19 protein-coding genes are annotated in these 19,218 nt (G+C 62.7%); 13 read left to right on the top strand and 6 right to left on the bottom strand.

Annotation, left to right across the window (positions count from 1 at the left end; translation table 11 throughout):
- Positions 1 to 9: 9 nt before the first annotated feature.
- Positions 10 to 1,215, bottom strand: a complete 1,206-nt coding sequence (locus B3397_RS03475; protein ID WP_296247325.1) for a pyridoxal phosphate-dependent aminotransferase — start codon at positions 1,213 to 1,215, stop codon at positions 10 to 12.
- Positions 1,216 to 1,340: 125 nt separating this feature from the next.
- On the opposite strand from B3397_RS03475, the gene B3397_RS03470 reads away from it, so the two are divergent.
- Positions 1,341 to 2,240 carry a LysR family transcriptional regulator gene (locus tag B3397_RS03470; RefSeq protein WP_296247324.1) on the top strand — a complete coding sequence of 300 codons (900 nt, stop codon included), beginning with the start codon at positions 1,341 to 1,343 and terminating at the stop codon, positions 2,238 to 2,240.
- Between the two features lie 35 nt (positions 2,241 to 2,275).
- On the opposite strand, the gene B3397_RS03465 is transcribed toward B3397_RS03470, so the two are convergent.
- The 5 genes from B3397_RS03465 to B3397_RS03445 form a co-directional block, all read right to left on the bottom strand.
- Complete coding sequence (locus tag B3397_RS03465) at positions 2,276 to 3,007, bottom strand: class II aldolase and adducin N-terminal domain-containing protein (RefSeq protein ID WP_296247323.1); 732 nt, start codon at positions 3,005 to 3,007, stop codon at positions 2,276 to 2,278.
- A gap of 55 nt (positions 3,008 to 3,062) precedes the next feature.
- A complete protein-coding gene (locus B3397_RS03460; RefSeq protein ID WP_296247322.1) occupies positions 3,063 to 3,896 on the bottom strand; it encodes a transporter substrate-binding domain-containing protein in 834 nt (277 codons plus the stop codon).
- A 27-nt stretch (positions 3,897 to 3,923) separates the two neighbouring features.
- The gene (locus B3397_RS03455) at positions 3,924 to 4,796 is read right to left on the bottom strand and encodes a phytanoyl-CoA dioxygenase family protein (protein WP_296247321.1); all 873 of its coding nucleotides are present in this window, start codon (positions 4,794 to 4,796) and stop codon (positions 3,924 to 3,926) included.
- Positions 4,797 to 4,829: 33 nt separating this feature from the next.
- Entirely contained in the window at positions 4,830 to 6,353 is a 1,524-nt protein-coding gene (locus B3397_RS03450) for an amino acid ABC transporter permease/ATP-binding protein (protein ID WP_296247320.1), read from the bottom strand.
- Between the two features lie 416 nt (positions 6,354 to 6,769).
- Positions 6,770 to 7,744, bottom strand: a complete 975-nt coding sequence (locus B3397_RS03445; protein ID WP_296247319.1) for a LysR substrate-binding domain-containing protein — start codon at positions 7,742 to 7,744, stop codon at positions 6,770 to 6,772.
- A 320-nt stretch (positions 7,745 to 8,064) separates the two neighbouring features.
- On the opposite strand from B3397_RS03445, the gene B3397_RS03440 reads away from it, so the two are divergent.
- From B3397_RS03440 to argE, 12 genes are all read left to right on the top strand, one after another.
- Positions 8,065 to 9,315: a flavin-containing monooxygenase gene (locus tag B3397_RS03440; RefSeq protein WP_296247318.1), complete on the top strand. Its 1,251-nt coding sequence runs from the start codon at positions 8,065 to 8,067 to the stop codon at positions 9,313 to 9,315.
- A 134-nt stretch (positions 9,316 to 9,449) separates the two neighbouring features.
- Positions 9,450 to 9,875, top strand: a complete 426-nt coding sequence (locus B3397_RS03435; protein ID WP_296247317.1) for a RidA family protein — start codon at positions 9,450 to 9,452, stop codon at positions 9,873 to 9,875.
- Between the two features lie 45 nt (positions 9,876 to 9,920).
- Complete coding sequence (locus tag B3397_RS03430; protein WP_296247316.1) at positions 9,921 to 11,081, top strand: ABC transporter ATP-binding protein; 1,161 nt, start codon at positions 9,921 to 9,923, stop codon at positions 11,079 to 11,081.
- Between the two features lie 13 nt (positions 11,082 to 11,094).
- Entirely contained in the window at positions 11,095 to 12,090 is a 996-nt protein-coding gene (locus B3397_RS03425; RefSeq protein ID WP_296247315.1) for an NAD(P)H-quinone oxidoreductase, read from the top strand.
- A 252-nt stretch (positions 12,091 to 12,342) separates the two neighbouring features.
- Entirely contained in the window at positions 12,343 to 12,957 is a 615-nt protein-coding gene (locus B3397_RS03420; RefSeq protein WP_296247314.1) for a glutathione S-transferase family protein, read from the top strand.
- Positions 12,958 to 12,973: 16 nt separating this feature from the next.
- The gene (locus tag B3397_RS03415; protein ID WP_296247313.1) at positions 12,974 to 13,435 is read left to right on the top strand and encodes a type II 3-dehydroquinate dehydratase; all 462 of its coding nucleotides are present in this window, start codon (positions 12,974 to 12,976) and stop codon (positions 13,433 to 13,435) included.
- Positions 13,432 to 14,364 carry a 2-hydroxyacid dehydrogenase gene (locus B3397_RS03410; RefSeq protein WP_296247312.1) on the top strand — a complete coding sequence of 311 codons (933 nt, stop codon included), beginning with the start codon at positions 13,432 to 13,434 and terminating at the stop codon, positions 14,362 to 14,364. Before B3397_RS03415 ends, B3397_RS03410 begins: the two co-directional genes overlap by 4 nt.
- A gap of 171 nt (positions 14,365 to 14,535) precedes the next feature.
- Positions 14,536 to 15,564 carry a polyamine ABC transporter substrate-binding protein gene (locus B3397_RS03405; RefSeq protein ID WP_296247311.1) on the top strand — a complete coding sequence of 343 codons (1,029 nt, stop codon included), beginning with the start codon at positions 14,536 to 14,538 and terminating at the stop codon, positions 15,562 to 15,564.
- Between the two features lie 73 nt (positions 15,565 to 15,637).
- Complete coding sequence (locus tag B3397_RS03400) at positions 15,638 to 16,492, top strand: ABC transporter permease (RefSeq protein ID WP_296247310.1); 855 nt, start codon at positions 15,638 to 15,640, stop codon at positions 16,490 to 16,492.
- 1 nt (position 16,493) lies between these two features.
- Positions 16,494 to 17,312 (top strand): ABC transporter permease, encoded by an 819-nt coding sequence (locus tag B3397_RS03395; protein ID WP_296247309.1) that lies wholly within the window; start codon positions 16,494 to 16,496, stop codon positions 17,310 to 17,312.
- Between the two features lie 60 nt (positions 17,313 to 17,372).
- On the top strand, positions 17,373 to 18,047 hold the full coding sequence (locus tag B3397_RS03390; protein ID WP_296247308.1) for a DUF1028 domain-containing protein: 675 nt from the start codon (positions 17,373 to 17,375) through the stop codon (positions 18,045 to 18,047).
- Complete coding sequence (gene argE / locus B3397_RS03385) at positions 18,044 to 19,195, top strand: acetylornithine deacetylase (protein ID WP_296247307.1); 1,152 nt, start codon at positions 18,044 to 18,046, stop codon at positions 19,193 to 19,195. Before B3397_RS03390 ends, argE begins: the two co-directional genes overlap by 4 nt.
- Positions 19,196 to 19,218 lie beyond the last annotated feature (23 nt).

Below are 19,218 nucleotides of genomic sequence, written 5' to 3'. Positions count from 1 at the left end.
CCGGTCGAATCAGGTAAGTGACTGGCACGCCTCACGCATGCGGCGGCAGCCCTCGGTAATGGTTTCGCTGGAGGTTGCGAACGACAACCGCAGGTACGGCGAAAGCCCGTACGCCGCACCGTCGAGCACCGCCACGTTGGCGGCATCGAGCAGGTAGTCGCGCACATCGCTGTCGGTGTTCAGCACCTGGCCCTGTGGCGTGCGCTTGCCAATCAGGCCGGCGCAGCTGGGATAGGCATAGAAGGCGCCTTCGATGGCGTTGCAGGTCAGCCCTGGCACTTCATTGAGCAAGCCGATGATCAGATCCCGGCGCGAGGCGAACACCGCTGCGGCCTCGTCGACGAACGACTGGCCCTGTTCGAGCGCCGCCAGTGCGCCCGCCTGGCTGATGGAGCAAGCACCACCGATGCTTTGCGACATGAGCTTGTCCATGGCCTTGATCAGGCTCACCGGGCCGCCGGCGTAGCCGATGCGCCAGCCGGTCATGGCATAGGCCTTGGAGACGCCGTTGATCACCAGCGTACGACTTTTTAGCTCAGGGGCCAGCACCGCTGGCGCAGGCAAGGCGATCTGGCTGTAGTTGAAGTGCTCGTAGATCTCGTCGGTCATCAGCCATACCTGGGGATGGCGCAGCAGCACGTCCATCAGGGCCTGCATCTCTGCCTGGTTGTAGATGGCACCACTGGGGTTGTTCGGCGAGTTGATCACCAGCCATTTGGTGCGCGGAGTGATAGCCGCCTCCAGCTGTGCGGCGGTGATCTTGAACCCTTGAGTATCGGGGCACGGGATGACCACCGGCACGCCACCGTTGAGCTTGACGATGTCGGGGTAGGACACCCAATACGGCGCGGGGATGATCACTTCGTCGCCATCATCGATCGAGCAGGTGAAGGCGGTGTAGATGATCTGCTTGGCACCCGATCCCACCATGACTTCGGCGGCAGCGTAGTCCAGACCGTTATCGTCCTTGAACTTGCGCCGCACTGCAGCCTTCAGCGCAGCGGTACCGGTGGTTGCGGTGTACCGCGTCTGGCCATTGAGGCCGGCCTGGCGCGCTGCCTCGATCACCAGGGTGGGGGTGACGAAGTCTGGCTCGCCCACGCAGAAATCCAGGATGGTCTTGCCCGCTGCTTCCAGTTCGGCCACACGTGCCTTGGCCGACACGCTGGCCGAGGGAGAAAAGCGATCCAGTTTTTTCGAAAGCGGGTACGACATCGTGGTTGACCTGAGTTGGACTGTGTTGACCGCAAGACTACGGGTGAAAAAAATTCGCAAAAAGCGATTTTTTGTTAGAGTTATTCATCGCAATTTGGCATGTAAACACGGATGGTCGATTCCCCATGATCACGATGAAACAGATCGAAGCCCTGTTCTGGGTTGCACGGCTGGGCAGCTTCGATGAGGCCGCCGATCACCTCAACACTACCCAGTCGGCGATCTCCAAACGCATCCAGGAACTGGAAAACCGCTATGGCCAACCGTTGTTCGACCGCACCCGGCGCAGCGCACAGCTCACGCCTTTGGGTGAGGAAGTCGTCGGTCTGGCTGGGGGGTTGCTTAATCAGCGCGATATCATTCTGCAGCGCCTCGAGCACCCGGAAAACCTGCAGCGCAAGCTGCGTCTGGGAGTGACCGAACTGACCGCCCTGACCTGGCTGCCAGACCTGATCACCGGCATCCGCGAGCGCTACCCACTGGTGGAAATCATCCCGGAAATCGATCTGAGCACAACGCTGTACGAGCGCCTGTCGAGCAACTCGATCGACCTGATCATCGTTCCCGATATCTTTCAGGACAACCGCTTCAATTCCCATAATCTCGGTACCGTGGAAAACGCCTGGATGTGCGCCCCCGCCTTGGTCGGCGACACGCCTGACCTGAGCCTGGAGCAGCTGGCCGAACGTACGTTGATCCTGCAAGGGTCGCTGTCGGGAATGGGGATTGCCTATGGTCAGTGGTTCAAGGCCAAGGGCGTGAATATCGAGAAGTCCATCACCTGCAATAACCTGCTGGGACAGATAGGACTGGCGGTGGCCGGCCTGGCAACGGCCTACCTGCCGCTGCATTGCCTCGAGCATCTGCTCGACAAGCAACTGCTGCACAAGCTGAACGTGACGCCGTCGCTGCCTCGGATGACCTACAAGGCGATTCACCGGAGCATTGAAGGCGACCAGTTCATGACCGATATGATGGACATCGGCGAGCGGACATGTGATTTCAGCAAGTGGATCATTCATTGAGGAGCGGCGGCGGTGCCGGCTCCCCTCACCCACAGTCAATCCACCACCGAGCCATCCGCCTCGATCATCAACTGCTTCATCTCTTCGAAATGCCTGCGCGAAAAATCCGCGATCCCTTCCCAGCCCACCGCCGTCTTCTCCGCCACTTCATCGGACAGCACCCGCAACGGCTGCCCCGTGGACCAGGCCGTCACCAGAATCTGGCAGGCACGTTCCAGCGTCCAGATATCGTCGAACGCTTCCGCGATGTTCGGCGCTACCACCATTACTCCGTGGTTACCCATCAGCAGACGCCGCTTGTCGCCCAGCAACCCGGCCAGGCGTGCCCCTTCAGCTTCGGTGTCGGCCATGCCGCCATACATCTCATCCACCGCCACGCGGTTGAAATAGCGCGCGGTGTTCTGGTCGATCGGCAGCACCTGGGGTTTGGCCAGGCACGCCACCGCGGTGGTGTAGACTGGATGCAAGTGCAGCACCGCCCGGGCATCGGGCAGGCGTTGATGGATCTGGCCATGGATCGACCAGGCCGTGGAGTCAACGTCCGGATGCTCGGCGCAGCTCGGATCATCGGCGTTCAGCAACAGCAGGTCGCTGGCACGAATGCGCGAGAAGTGCTTCCACTTCGGGTTGATCAGGAATTTTTTGCCATCAGGCGACACGGCCGCGCTGAAGTGGTTGGCCACCGCTTCGTGCATGCCCAGGTGAGCAACGATCCTGAAGGTCGCCGCCAGGTCGATGCGCGCTTGCTCTTCAATCGATAACGCCATGAATCGGTCTCCGTGCAGCGTGCCCGCCTGCGCGAGCACCTGCCCTAGGGTTCTGTCAGGGTTTTGGCATCAGGCTGGCGAGGTCTTCCTCGGTCGGTGCCTCGAAGCTGTACTTGCTCAGCAGCGCCGCGTATTCGGGGGTGGCGCGGTATTTGGCCAACGCATCGACCAAGGCGTTCTTGACCTCGTCGTTGCCCTTTTTCACGCCCCAGCCGTTGAGCACCGGGTAGATCAGGGTGTCGGAGGAAATCACCACACGGTTGGCCAACTTCTGCACCACACCACGGGCCACGGCGGCATCGGTGATCTGCGCTTCGACGGCGTGGGCCAGCATGGCCTGGGTGGTTTCCGGATCAGTGGCGTATTCGCTGATGGCGATGGGCTGCAGGCCATTCTTCACGCAGTACTCATCGGACAGCTTGCGCATCTGCGCCAGCCACGACGTGGCGGCCATGGAGCCGATCTTGTGGCCGCAGAACTCTTCGGGCTTCTTCGGCTGATAGGCGCTGCCCTTGGGGGCCAGGATCGACTCACCGCTTTTCAGGTAAGGGATCATGTCGATGACCTTGACCCGCTCGGCGGTGATGTACATCGAGGAGTTGGTGAGGTCGAAACGACCGCCCTGCAAACCGGTGATCAGGTTGGGAAAGCGGGTGTCGATGGTTTCCACCTTGCGGCCCATGATCTTGCCCAGGCCGTCGAGAAACTCGATGTCGAAACCGGCCGGGCGATTGTTATCCATGTATTCGTAAGGGAAGAAGGTAACGTCGGAGCCGGCGATGATCTTGCCGTCCTGCTGGAACGCCGAAGCGGTCAACGACGTGAGTGCAACCGCTGCGCCAACCAGGCTCAGGGCAATAGGGCGAATGATCGTGTGCAACGCTGTCATGGTAGATCCCTGCAAGGTTAGAGGAGGTTAGGCAGTGGCTTGGTCTTGCCCAGCCTGTTGCACGAAGAAAGAGGCGCCGCGCGGCTTCTGCGGCAGGCGTACCTGGTTGGCCGTGGAGCGCACCAGGCCACTTTCCAGACCGGCCACCATCAGGCCGGCGTGCTGGCTGGGCAGCGGGTTTTCGCCGAATGGCAGCGCGTCCTCAGCGGCGTAGACGCTGATGAACAAAGTGCGCGGCAGTTCGGTCTCGTTAGGGCTTGAAGCGTGCAGCAAACGGGTATGCATGAAACACACCGACCCGGCGGGGCCGAAGCAGGCGACCGGCGCCTGGCAATGCTCGGCCACCACCTGGTCGTCGACCGCGCCGGTGAAGCGCTGGTCATGCCAATGTGACCACAGCGGGCCTTTGTGGCTGCCAGGAATAACATTCAAGGGACCGTTCTGTGGTGTCACCTCGCTGACCATCAGCAAGGCGGTGACGATGTCGTCGTTGCTGTGGGGCGTGAACAGGAAGTCCTGATGCCACTTCACCTGCGTGGCCGTGTGCGGCAGCTTGGAGTTGATCTTGCTGTGGTGAAAACGGCTGCCGCCGGCGCCGATCAACTGAGCAGAAATGGCGGCCATGCGCGATTCCAGCGCCACCCTCTTGTAAGCCGGGGAAATCTCGGTGGGTGAACTGACCCGGCGCAACGAGGGGTGATCGGCACGGTGATCGCCTTCCAGGTCGAATCGCGCGCGGCCATCAACGGTTTCGCCCCAGCCCCGGTCGTGGCTGCGACTGTCCTCGACCCATTGATCGAAGTCGTGCTGCAACGCTGCCACTTCGTCGGCGTCCAGAACCCCTTCCACCACCAGAAACCCGTCCCGGTGAAACTGCTCGACCTGAGCGTATTCGATCATGCTCTATCCCCTGTTAAGTCTTAGATTGAGGCGTCACGCCAGCGAGACGTCCTTGAGGAACGCTTCGATGCGTGGGTTCTGGCCGCTGCGCAGCACGTGCGGTGGGTCATCGCAGACCACCCGGCCCTTTTCCATGAAAACGATGCGATCGGACACCTTGAACGCGAAATTCATCTCGTGGGTGACGATCACCATGGTGATGCCTTCCTGGGCGAGCGCCTCGATGACCTGCAGCACTTCGTTGACCTTCTCCGGGTCCAGCGCCGAGGTTGGCTCGTCGAACAGCATGATCTGCGGGCGCATCATCAGCGCGCGGGCAATGGCCACTCGCTGCTGCTGACCGCCGGACAACTGATGCGGGTATTTCCACGCGTGGTCGAGCATGCCGACCTTGTGCAGCAAGGCGTAGGCCTGTTGCTTGAGCTCATCGATACGGCCCAGACGGTGGTAACGCGGCGCCATGAGCAGGTTGTCCAGCACGGTCAGGTGCGGGAACAGGTTGAAGCTCTGGAACACCATGCCGATGTTCAGGCGATGTTCGGCATGCTCGACGTACTCGGGCTTCTGCGCACCCTGCTTGCTCAGGTGGATGAACGGTTGGCCGTTGATCTGGATATCGCCGTTGTCGATCTGCTCCAGGCCGTTGAGCAAGCGAATCAAGGTCGTCTTGCCGGAACCCGACGGACCAATGACCGACACCACCTCACCCGGCTGAATCTTCAGGCTCACCGCGCCCAGCACTTCCACATCGTTATAGGCCTTGTGCAGGCGGGTGGCCTGCAGCGCCGGGGTCTGCGGTTCGTTGCTGACAGCCTTTTGCAGCACCGCACGCTGTTCGGTAGCCAGGGCCAGCACCTGCGCGTCCGGCACCCGGGAAACGTTGCGCTGATTGACGTCCAGGTACTTTTCCAGACGCTTGAGCAGGTAGTCGAACACGGTGACGATCAGCACGTAGTAGAACGCTACCGCCGCCATGGTTTCCATGACCAGGAAGTTTTGCGAGTACAAGCGCTGGCCCACCATGAGAATCTCGGTCAGGGAGATCACCGACACCAGGGAGCTGAGCTTGACGATGGAGATGTATTCGTTGGCCAGCGACGGCAGCGCCACCCGCAGCGCCTGGGGAATCACCACGCGCCATTGCGTGCCGAGGAACTTGAGCCCCAGCGCCCGGGCGGCCTCGGCCTGGCCCTTGTGGATCGACAACAGGCCGCCGCGATGAATCTCTGCCACATAGGCCGTTTCACACAGCACCATGGCCAGCAGGCCGGCCCAGAACGGATCACCCAGCACCACCGAGGCCGAAGGAAAGGCTTGGGGGATGTTGTAGACGAAAATCAGCAGCACCAGCAGCGGCAGGCTGCGAAACAGCCAGATATAGGCCCGCGCCGGCCCGTTGAGCAGAGGACGCCTGGATTGCTTGGCCAAGGCAACGAAAAAGCCCAAGGCAATGCTGATGACCCAGGTGGCGAAGCTCAGCTTGATCACGGTCCATGTTGCCCGCCAGAACTCGGCGTCCAACAGCAAACCAAACATGTAATTCCAGTCGAAAGTCATCGTCGCCGCGCTCAACAAATAAATCGGAAATATGCAACCGGGCGCCCCACTTGAACGCGTATCACGGTCTACACCGTTGCAACGAGAGTCGTGGAGAGAGGCGCTCACGGTCAATTAGGATTAACCGGACCAGTGCATAGGCAGAACCGATGCAAGGTGCCCGTCGCCTTGCGGCTGCCCACGGCCAAGCCAGGCCTCGAGCGACACAGCGCACCAATCCAGCGCGCAGCGTGATCGATGTCACCACGGGTGCCGCATATCGGTGCACGGCTTGGCTCGCTTGCTCAGAGCAATGGGCGGGCTCAGGCCTGCAGCGCCCTGCAGGGGCACTGGAACGGGTTGCTGATGTGCTTCTCCAGCAGGCGCATCTCACGGGACTGCCGCCAGCGGCAATGATCGAGCGTGGTGCAGCCGACTCACTCGATACCCTGAGCCACACGTACGGTGTGAGGGTCGAAAAAGCTGGGCGCCGCCATGCCGGGGATGTACTGATCGGAGACGAACATCCGGCAGCGTTCGGTAAACGCCGAGACCACTCGTGACAGCTGCGCGTTGTTGGCCGTGGCATAGCCCAGTTGCAAGGGGTGCAGCCCACCCGCCAGCCGGATGCGGATCAGCCGCTTGCCGTCCTGGGAAAGATTGGCCTTGGGCCGGGCGTTGGCGATGGTGTAACCGATGCCGTTACCGACCATCGCCCGCACCGTTTCCAGATTGCTGGAGCGCATCACGATATTGGGCGTCACACCCGCCTGGATGAACAGACTGAGAAAGTATTCCCGGCTCCAGGGAATATCCAGCAACACCATGGGATAGGCTTCCAGGTCCTGTACCCCCACCGCGGGCAGACTGGCCAAGGGGTGGTACTCACCGACCATCACGTAGGGCGGCAGTTTGGCCAGAGGTTGAAAGTCGATGTCTTCACTGCTGGCCAGGTCGTAGGTCAGGGCGATGTCGATTTCGGCGCTGCGCAGTTTCTCCAGCAATTGCTCGTGATCGCCTTCGACCTGGGTGATGCGCACGCCTGGAAAAGCACGACCGAAACCGAACACCAGCTCGGGGGTGATCATCGGCGCCAGCGAGTGCAGGCAGCCCACGCGCAGCGGCCCCCGTACGGTGTTGAGGGATTCGGCGGCGATCGTATAAAGGTTGCTCATCTGCTCCAGGATCAGCTTGGCCTCCTGCAACACCTGCCGGCCCACAGCGGTGAGCGATATGCCCTGGGCGTGATGGCGAATGAACAGCTGAATGCCGAGCTCGGCTTCCATATGGGTAATCGCGGCCGAAATCGACGGCGACGACACATGAATGCGCTCCGAGGCGGCGCTGATACTGCCCGCCTCCCCAGAGGCAACGAAATATTCCAACTGGCGTTGAGTAATACGACTGAGCATCACGCCCTCCCACCTTGCTGCGAACTACAACGGCGAACCACAGCGCCGACTTGTGCCGGATGACTTTGCACGGTTCATGCCGGGAAGCGGCGGGCATGTCCGGATGCGACAAGGTGACACTGCGTTTGCGCCGACGGCGAGGGGGTTCGGTTTTTCCTAAGCTCTACGTTCATAAAGCAGAATTTCTATCAGCCCGTGCCTTGATCACACTGAAGCGGTGAATAAATGAAGTCCTGAAGGCGGCAGTGCCTTCACGACGTGCTGCCGGCGACCGAGTGCCGGCGAAACCGATCAAGGTCGATGCTTTCTAGGGAACTCAAATGGCAGTGGAAAAAATCAATACCTTGGTGGTCGGCGCCGGTCAGGCGGGCGTCGCGATGAGTGAACACCTTTCGCTCATGGGTGTGTCGCACCTCGTGCTGGAGCGTAATCGCATCGCCGAGCGCTGGCGTTCGGAGCGCTGGGACTCGCTGGTGGCCAATGGGCCGGCCTGGCACGATCGCTTCCCCAGCATGAAATTCACCGATATTTCCCCTGAAGCGTTCCCGCCCAAAGAGCGCATGGCCGACTACTTCGAAGATTACGTGGCCATGCTCGAAGCACCGGTGCGTACGGGTGTCGAGGTCCTTCGGGTAGAACGCCACGTTGGCCGGCCAGGCTTCAAGGTCACCACTTCCGACGGCATCATCGAAGCCTCCAATGTGGTCGCGGCCACCGGCCCCTTCCAGCGCCCGGCGGTGCCCAATATCGTTGCTCAAGACGTCAAGGTGCAGCAGCTACACTCTTCGGCCTACAAGAACCCCGGCCAATTGGCCGACGGCGCCGTGCTGGTGGTGGGCGCCGGCGCTTCGGGCTCGCAGATCGCAGAAGAACTGCAGAAGGCCGGCAGGAAAGTCTATCTGTCGGTGGGCGAACACTACCGCCCGCCTCGCTCGTACCGTGGCCGTGACTACTGCTGGTGGTTGGGTGCCCTGGGCCTGTGGGACGAGGTGCGCATCACGCCGAAGAAAAAGCACGTGGCCTTCGCGGTCAGTGGCTACGAGGGCGGCAAGACCGTCGACTTCCGCCGCCTGGCGCACCAGGGCATCACCCTGGTCGGCCTGACCCAGTCCTGCAACAACGGCGTGATGGCGTTCGAGCCGGGTCTGGCTGCCAACATTGCCGAAGGTGACCGTGCCTATTTCGACGTGCTGCGCGACGCCGATGCGTACATCGAACAGAACGGTTTGCCATTTCCCCTGGAACCTGCGGCCTGGGAACTGCTACCCGACCCGGAGTGCCTGTCCCAGCCCCTGCTGAGCCTGGACCTGGAGCAAGCCGGCATCACCACCATCCTCTGGGCGACCGGTTTCAAGTTCGATTTCAGCTGGCTGCAGGTCAATGCTTTCGACGACAACGGCGAGCCTTTCCACAAGCGCGGCATCTGTGCCGAAAGCGGGATCTATTTCCTCGGCCTGCCCAACCTGGTCAACCGTGCCTCGTCATTCATCTACGGCGTGTGGCATGACGCCAAGTACATCGCCGACCACATCGCGCTGCAGAACGAATACAAGGCTTACGAGAAACCCTGAGCCGTTGCCGACTGACCGAAGCGGCACAGCGCTGGCTTCGCTTTTGCCTAAGCACTACCCCGTGCAAATGCTGGTTTCGCCGCACGGGGGGTGAGTGTGAAGCTTGTTCCAGACACTATTTCAGGAGCTTCGACATGCCTACCCATACGCGTATTCGCATGTTCAACACCAAGCAGACCTACCCCAACCAGACGTTGGACAACGACCTGTGTCAAGCCGTGCGAGCCGGCAACACGGTGTATGTCCGCGGCCAGATCGGCACGGATTTCGACGGCAACCTGGTGGGTCTCGGCGACCCTCGCGCCCAGGCCGAGCAGGCCATGAAGAACGTCAAGCAATTGCTGGAAGAAGCGGGTTCCGACCTCTCCCACATCGTCAAGACCACCACCTACATCATCGATCCGCGGTACCGCGAACCGGTGTACCAGGTGGTTGGCAAATGGCTCAAGGGGGTGTTCCCGATTTCCACCGGCCTGGTCATCTCTGGCCTGGGCCAGCCTGAATGGCTGATGGAAATCGATGTGATCGCGGTGATTCCGGACGACTGGACCGGCGCCTGATTGTCTGCACCTCAGCCCTGCCCGCCCATTGCCAATGGAGACCCCATGGCCACCGCACAGACCCAACTGCCTGAACCGCCAATCACTGCACCCAGCCCTGTATCGGCCTCGCGCGGCAATGTCGCGGTGCAACTGGACAAGGTGCTCAAGCGCTTTGGTGACGCGATCGCGTTGCACGAAGTGTCGCTGAAAATCCAGGAAGGCGAGTTCGTCACGCTGCTGGGCCCTTCCGGTTGCGGCAAGACTACCCTGCTCAACCTGATGGCCGGTTTTGCCGAAGCTGACAACGGCGAGATCTTCATCGGTGGCGAGCTGGTCACCGCGACACCGCCTTACCAGCGCGAAATCGGCATCGTGTTTCAGAACTATGCCCTGTTTCCGCACATGAGCGTGGCGAAGAACGTCGGCTACGGCTTGCGCATGCGCGGTGTGCCCAAGGCCGAGATCACCCAGCGAGTGGAACAGGCGCTGGCGCTGGTCAAGCTGCAGGGTTATGGCGAACGCAAGCCGCGCGAGCTGTCCGGTGGGCAGCAACAGCGTGTGGCACTGGCTCGGGCGCTGGTGATCCGTCCGAAAGTATTGCTGCTCGATGAGCCGTTCTCGGCACTGGACAAGAACTTGCGCCTGTCCATGCAGATCGAGCTCAAGGATATCCAGCGCAAGCTGGGCGTGACCACCGTGTTCGTCACCCACGACCAAAGCGAAGCCTTGAGCATGAGCGACCGGGTGGTGGTGATGTCCGCCGGCCACGTGCGTCAGATCGGCACCCCGGATGCCATTTACCGCCGTCCGCAAGACCCTTTCGTGGCCGGTTTCGTCGGTGACGTCAATATCCTCCCCGGGCGTTACGTGAGCCGCGACGAATCGGCGTGCCTGGCCCTGGGAGACAGCATCCTGCGTCTGCCTGCCGAGCGCGTGCAGGCCGATGTCGGCGCTCGCGTGGACCTTTACGTGCGGCCGGAGAACATCCGCATGGGGGCACTGGGGCCGGACACCCTGCTCAGCGCGACCGTTGTGACCCATGTATTTCAAGGCGACCATGTGGACATTCATCTGGACGTCCCGGCCCTGGGTCAGACGCGGCTGTTCGTGCGCCAATCCGGCCTGCAGGCCCTGAGCCGCTGGCCAGTCGGCGCCGTCGCCGGTCTGAGCTTCGACGCCGAGGGCGTGTGCGCCTTTGCCGCCCAGGCCCCTTCTACCCCTTGAACCCGAGCCTTCCATGACCGAAACCATTCAAGTCGTTATCGCCCGTGAGCCTGGTGGACCCGAGGTGCTGCAGAGCGTCGAGCGGCCCCTGCCGCGCCCGCAGGCCGGCGAAGTGCTGATTCGCGTGGCAGCTGCAGGGGTCAACCGCCCTGATCTGATGCAGCGCACCGGCATGCCGACCCCACCCGGGGTGACCGACGTACTCGGCCTGGAGGCCTCGGGCACGGTGGTTGCAGTGGGCAGCGGGGTCACCGATTTCGCGCCTGGCGACCGGGTAATGGCGCTGCTCAACGGCGGCGGCTATGCCCAGTACTGCGTGGCCCTGGCGTCACACTGCCTGCCGGTGCCTGCGGCATTGCCACTGGAGGATGCCGCCGGCGTGCCGGAAGCGGCGTTCACGGTATGGCATAACCTGTTCGAGCTGGGTCGCCTGCGGTCTGGCGACACCGTACTGATTCACGGCGCGGCCAGCGGCGTCGGCAGCTTCGCCGTGCAGTGCGCCCATGCCGCTGGAGCCCGGGTAATTGCCACAGCCGGGGGCGCCCAGAAGGTTGCCATGCTTGAGGCGCTGGGCGTCTGGCGGGCGGTGGACCGCCATCGTCAGGACTTCGTCGAGGTGGTGGCCGAGTGCACCGAAGGGCGTGGCGTCGATGTGGTGCTGGATAACGTCGGCGGCCCCTACGTGGCACGCAATCTTGAGGCCATGGCGGCCGGTGGGCGTCATGTGAGCTTGTCGTTCCTGCAAGGGGCGAAGATCGAGCTGGATCTACAGACGCTGATGCGCAAGGGCCTGAGTTTGACGTCCTCGACACTGCGGCCTAAAAGCGTCGAGGAAAAAGCACGTTTGGCCGTGTGCATTCGCGAGGTGCTGTTGCCTTGGTTGGCGTCGGGTGAGGTGAAGCCGCTGATCCATGCGCGGCTGGATCTGGCGCGGGCTGGGGAGGCGCATCGGATGCTGGAGAGCAATGCGAATGTGGGCAAGGTGTTGCTGGTGGTTGGGGAGTGGTAGTGGGATGTGCGGTGAATGGTCCCCTCACCCCAGCCCTCTCCCTGAGGGAGAGGGAGCCGTACGATGGAGTTGCGGCCAACGCGATCCGCTTTTAGCCCCCTCTCCCCCAGAAAGAGAGAGCCGTACGATGGAGTTGCGGCCAACGCGGTCTGCTTTTAGCCCCCTCTCCCTCAGGGAGAGGGCTGGGGTGAGGGGACCATCCACCACAAATCCCAACCCAATCCACGCCCACCCCAAACCCAGGACCCACCCATGTTCAAACTCTACTACGCCCCCACCTCCCCCTACGTACGCAAGGTCATGGCCGTAGCCCACGTCCTCAACCTCACGGCCCAGATCGAGAAACTCGAATCCGCCGCGCACCCTATCGTCCGTGATCAGCGCATTGCCGCCTTCAACCCCTTGGCCAAAGTCCCAGCGCTGCAAACCGCCGAGGGCCTGACCCTCTACGACAGCCGCGTCATCTGCGAATACCTGAACCACCACGCCGGCGGGGCGCTCTTCCCGGTGGCGGGGGAACAACGCTGGCGCAGCCTGACTCGTCAGGCCCTCGGCGATGGCCTGCTGGATGCCGCCTTGCTCGCCCGCTACGAGGCCGTGGCGCGCCCTGCCGACAAGCAGTGGGACGCCTGGACTGCCGGCCAACTGAGCAAAATCCAGGCCGCCCTGAGCGAGATCGAAACCCAGGCACCTCACTGCAGCACCCGCCCTGACGACATCGGCCTGATCACCCTGGGGTGCGCGCTGGGCTACCTGGATTTTCGCTTTGCCGCCCTCGACTGGCGCGCCCACCACCCTGCCACTGCCGCCTGGTTCGCCGAGTTCGACCAGCACCCGGCCATGGCGACCACACGCCCTTTTGAATAACGCTCAGGAGTCAGGTATGCCCCGCACCGTGTTCTTCCTCAACGGCCCCAACGCCAACCTTTATGGCCTGGATAAAAGCGGTACCTATGGCAGCGAAAGCTTCGCCAGTATCCAGGCGCGCTGCGAGGCCCACGCCGCCGAGCTGGGACTGCAACTGGAGTTTCGCCAGAGCAACCACGAAGGCGTGCTGGTGGACTGGATCCAGGAGGCGCGACTGAGCGCTGACGCGGTGATCATCAACGCCGCCGGCCTGACCTACACCTCGGTGCCGATCCTCGATGCGCTACTGGCCTTCGACGGCCCGATCATCGAAGCGCACATGAGCAACATCTGGAAGCGGGAGCGCTTCCGTCATCATTCCTATGTGTCCAAGGCTGCCACAGGTGTCATCGCCGGCCTCGGCGCGCTGGGATATCGACTGGCACTTGAGGCTGTCGCCGAGCTGTTGCAGGCGGCCCAACAGGAGACCAAGCCATGACTTCGACCCTGGTGTTCCACAGCCAATTCGACAGCTTCGAAGAATGGCAGGGCTTGCTCGCGCCGCTGCTGCCCGGCGTGCACATCTGTCAGGACGAGGACGTCGCCGACCCGGACAGCGTGCACTATGTGCTGGCGTGGAAACCGCCGCAGGATTTCTTCGCGCGCTTCCGCAATCTGCGACTGCTGGTGAATCTGGGCGCCGGGGTGGATGCCCTGGTCGGTCGCGATGACTTGCCCGCCGTGCCCATCACCCGGGTGTCCGACCCGGACATGGGCCGCATGATGGCCAGCTACGTGCTGTTCGCAGTGCTGCGTTATGCCCGCGACATTCCGGCGTTCGAACGTGCCCAGCGCGAGCGCCGCTGGCATTACCTGCATCCGCGCCTGCCGGCCAGTATCCGCGTTGGCGTGCTGGGGCTGGGCGAGCTTGGGGCGTATGCAGCGCTGGAACTGGCGCGCCAGGGCTTCGATGTCAGGGGTTGGTCGCGTACCGAAAAACAGCTGGACGGGGTCCGTTGTATCAACGGAATGGACAACCTCGACGCGTTTCTCGCCGACAGCGAGATTCTGGTGGTGATGTTGCCCCTGACCCCGCAGACGCACGGCCTGCTCAATGCCGAACGCCTGGCCAGACTGCCTGCGGGCGCTTGCCTGATCAACGTGTCGCGCGGTGCCGTGGTCGATCAACCCGCACTGACGGCGGCGCTGGCCGGTGGGCAGATCGGCGAAGCGACCCTGGATGTATTCGACCGCGAACCCCTGCCGCCGGAAGATCCGCTATGGGCGTTGGACAATGTGCTGATCACGCCGCACATGGCCTCCATCGCCATCCCCGCGAGCGCCGCCCGGCAGATCGCCGAAAACATCCAGCGCCTGGAACGCGGCGAAGCCGTATTGCACCAGATCGACCCCACCCGAGGCTATTGACCACTCCCCCCGGCGGGGCCTCCCCAGGCACCGCCTATCCCACTGCATCGGAAATCCTGACGCAGAACCCCGGCAAAGCCTGTTTTACCGAAACACTCCGACCATTCCATGATGCAGCCAACACGCCCGCCGCCCAGGCGCGATCTTCGAACCAGCCCAAAGGAATAGAAAATGCTGCGTAACGCCATTGCCTTGACCCTGTTGAGCGCGAGCCTGTTGGCCGCCGCGAATGTCCATGCCGCCGACAAGCTGATCGTCAGCACCTGGGGCGGTAGCTTCAAGGATCTGATCGACGAAGCCATCGGCAAAGAGTTCACCCAACAGACCGGCGTCGAGGTCGAGTACGTCACGGGGGGCACCATCGACCGCCTGAACAAGGCCAAGCTGGCCGGCAGCGCGGAAACCGACCTGACCTTCACGACCTCCCACGTCGGCTGGCTGTACACCAACGATCACCTGTTCGAACCGCTGGACATGAGCAAGATCCCCAACGCGGCCAACCTGGTGCAACAGGCCAAGCTGAGCCCGTCGCACATCGGCGTATGGGGCTACGTCTACACCATTGGCTACCGTCCCGATCTGGTGCCCGCCGGCGAAACCTTCGGCAGCTGGGAAGACCTGTGGAAACCCGAGCTCAAAGGCACCCTCGCCCTGCCCGACTGGGACCCAAGCCACATCATCGCGGTCTCGGCCAAACTGTCGGGCAGCGACGCCGAGCATTGGCAAAATGGCACCGACAAGCTCAAGGCGCTGATCCCCAGCATCAAGTCGTTCTACACCAACGATGCCAACAGCCAGCAACTGATCGCCACCGGCGAAACACCGGTGCAGGTGATGCTGTCGATGAACGCCTATCACATGATCGAAGAAGGCGTGAACATCAAGCTGGCCATTCCCAAGGAAGGCGCAGTGCTGGGCGTCGACGCCATGGGCATCACCAAGGGCAGCAAGCACGCCGACCTGGCCTATAAATTCATGAACATCGCCCTGTCCCCCGAGGTGCAGGCGCGCATTGCCAAGATCAATCGCGGCAGCCCGGTGGTGACCAACGCCCATGTCGACCCGGAGATCGCCAAGCTGCCGGGCATGCTGACCACCCCGGCCCAGTGGGACGCGACCTTGAACATCGATCCGGCCTTGCGCGCCGAAAAGTCCGCCGAGTGGCGCAAGTGGTTCTCTGAAAACATCATGGCGCACTGATCGCCGCCGCGCTTCACGTTGGATGTCTCACTCAAGCGGCCCGCCGACCGGGCCGCTGGTTCGGAAACCGCCCATGACTCGTAAACCTGCATTTGTGCTGTGGTTCGTGCTGCCTTCGGCGCTGACCGCCGCCGGCCTGATGATCGCGCTGCTCACCGTGCTGCAGTACAGCGTGCGCGCCTACATTCCCGGCTCGCTGGAGGTGGGTGGCTTCACCCTCGCCAATTTCCAGGACCTGTTCAAGAGCCTCTACGCCCAGGCGTTCATCAACACCGTGTCGCTGAGCTTCAAGACCGCCCTGTTCGGCCTGCTGCTCAGCTATCCGCTGGCCTATGCGCTGGTGCGCACCCGCACTGGCTGGTTGAAGTCGTGCATCTTGATCATCGCCATCACGCCGCTGTTTCTCGGCGAAGTGGTGCGCACCTACTCGTGGATCATCGTGCTGGGCAGCAGCGGCTTTCTCAACAGCCTGCTGCTGGCCACGGGGATGATCGACAAGCCGCTGCAACTGATGTTCACCCAGACCGGCGTGGTGCTGGCACTGGTTCATGTGACCATGCCAATCATGGTGCTGATGCTGGCCACCGGGCTCTCGCACATCGACCCGGCCTATGAAAAAGCCGCCACCAGCCTGGGTGCCGGGCCCATTCGGGCCTTCCTGACCGTGACCTTGCCACTGTCGCTGCCGGGCATCGTCGCCAGCCTGACCACCGCCTTTGCCTGGACCTTCAGCGCCTTCGCCACGCCGCAGCTGATCGGCGGCGGCAAGGTCAGCACCGTGGCCACGTTGGTGTACCAGTTGGGCTTCTCCTCCTTGAATTTCCCCTTCGCCGCTGCCCTGAGCGTGGCGGGGCTGGTGCTGACCGTGCTGCTATTGGCCGCCCTCAAGCGCATGACTCGCTCCCTGCAAAGCGTCGGAGGCCACTGACATGACCCGTTCCAACCAAGACAAATGGCTCGGCTATGCTGGCCGCCTGCTGGTGGCGCTGATTCTGCTGTTCGTGCTGCTGCCGACCATCGTGGTGATCATTTCATCGTTCAGCAGCACCTCGGTGCTGTTCTTCCCGCCCAAGGGCTGGTCGCTTCGCTGGTTCGAGCGAGCGCTTGAGTACAGTGACTTTCGCCGCGGTTTCTATGCCGGATTGATCGTCACCGCCTGGGCTTCGAGCATCGCCGTGGTAGTGGGGACGACCTTGGCCATCGCCATCCACCGCTACGATTTTCGCTGCAAGCGTGTGCTGGAGGCCGTGCTGCTGTCGCCGCTGTTCATCCCGCATTTCACCATCGGCCTGGGCCTGTTGATGCTGGTGGCGCAGCTCAACCTGGGCCGCGGCTACGCCCTGGTGATCTTCTGCCATGTGGTGCTGGTGCTGCCGTTCGTGCTGCGCAGCCTGTATGTCTCGCTGCACAACCTTGAGCAACGCATCGAGCTGGCCGCGGCAAGCCTGGGTGCCTCGCCGCTGCGAGTGGTGTGGACCATTACCGTGCCGCTGATGATTCCGGGCTTGTTCGGGGGGTGGTTGTTTGCCGCTATTCTGTCGTTCAACGAGTTCACCGCTTCACTGTTCGTGACCACTCAAGCGACGCAGACCTTGCCGGTTGCCATGTACAACTACGTGCGTGAATTTGCCGACCCGACCCTGGCCGCACTGTCGGTGATGTACATCGCCTGCACCGCGACCTTGCTGACCCTGGCCAATCGTTTTCTGGGCCTGGGCCGTGTGCTGAACGTCGAGGGCGCACGATGATCGCCGCTCCGGGCATGCCGAACAACGACGCTGAATGACTACCAGACAGGATCGATCACCATGACTTTTTCCATCATCGGCCGTTGCGCCGAAACCGGCCAGCTCGGCATCGCCATCAGCTCTTCGAGCATTGCCGTGGGTGCGCGGTGCCCCTGGCTACGGCCGGGCGTGGGCGCGGTGTCCACCCAGAACATCACCCTGCCAGCGTTGGGCAACCATGTGCTGGACCAGTTGCAGCGGGGGCTGTCCGTCCAGGATGCACTGGCCACCGTGCCCGACTACGACCCGTACAGCCAGTACCGGCAGGTCACCAGCATCGACCACCAGGGCAACACAGCCTTCTTCAGTGGTAGCCAGACCCTGGGCTGCTACCACGCCGTGGCCGGTGTGCAGTGCGTGGGCGCCGGCAACATGCTGGCCAACACGGCGGTGATCGAGGCCCTGGTCAAGACATTCGAAACCACTCAGGGACAGCTGGCCGATCGCCTGGTGGCGGCCATGCAGGCCGCCTTGGCCGCCGGGGGAGAAGCCGGCCCGGTGCACTCGGCCGCCTTGAAGGTGGTCGGTGACCTGAGTTGGCCGATCATTGACCTGCGTGTCGACTGGGCCGAGGAAAACCCGGTGGGTGTGCTGGCCACCCTCTGGGCCGACTACCGGCCGCAGATGCAGGACTACATCACCCGCGCCCTGGACCCGACCCAGGCACCGAGCTATGGCGTACCGGGGGACGAATGATGAACAGCCAGGACCTGTTGGCCAAGCTGATCGGTTTCGACACCACCAGTCGCGAATCCAACCTGCAACTGATCGAGTTCGTGCGTAACTATCTGGCCGAACTGCACGTGCCGTGCGATCTGATCTTCAACGAGGAGCGCAGCAAGGCCAATCTGTTCGCCACCCTCGGCCCGGCCGATGTCCCCGGTGTGGTGCTGTCCGGGCACACCGACGTGGTGCCGGTCGACGGCCAGCCCTGGACAGTGCCGCCGTTCGCCATGACCGAGCGCAACGGCAAGCTCTACGGTCGCGGCGCCGCCGACATGAAAGGCTACATTGCCTGCGTGCTGGCTGCCGTGCCCGCGCTGCTGGCCCGGCCGCTGCGCATGCCGGTGCACATTGCGCTGTCCTACGATGAAGAAGTGGGTTGCCTGGGTGTACGCAGCCTGCTCACCGAACTGCAGCAGCGCCCACACAAACCGCTGCTGTGCATCATCGGCGAACCGACCGAACTGAAACCGGTGCTGGGCCACAAAGGCAAACTGGCAATGCGCTGCGACGTGCACGGCGCCGCCTGTCATTCGGCCTATGCACCGCAGGGCGTGAACGCCATCGAATATGCCGCCGAGTTGATCGGCGAACTGGGTCGCATCGGCACGCGCCTGCAGGCTGCAGAGCTGCATGACCAGCGCTTCGATCCGCCTTTCAGCACGGTACAGACCGGTGTCATCAGCGGCGGCAAGGCACTGAACATCGTGCCCGCCGATTGCCGCTTCGACTTCGAAGTCCGCGCCCTGCCCGCCCACGACCCGCGCCAGGTCGCTGAAGAGCTCGAGCATTACGCGCAACAGAACCTGCTGCCGCGCATGCAGGCAGTGGACGCCGGCAGCCGCATTCGTTTCTCCGAGCTGTCTGCGTACCCGGGCCTGGCCACGGATGCCCAGAGCCAGGCCGCAAGCCTGATTGCTCAACTCTGCGGTTCCAGCGACTTCACCACAGTGGCCTTCGGTACCGAGGGAGGCCTGTTCGACGCCATCGGCATCCCGACCGTGGTGTGCGGACCGGGCAGCATGGAACAGGGGCACAAGCCCGATGAGTTCGTCAGCGTGGAACAGCTGGCGGGGTGCGACGCGATGCTGCAGCGACTGGTGGCGGTGCTGCAGGAGTGATACCGCGGTGAATGGTCCCCTCA

This window comes from Pseudomonas sp. UBA4194, from assembly GCF_002379585.1.
Lineage (GTDB): Bacteria > Pseudomonadota > Gammaproteobacteria > Pseudomonadales > Pseudomonadaceae > Aquipseudomonas.
Note: the sequence above shows the minus strand (reverse complement) of the source record. Positions and strands in the feature narration are given on the sequence as shown.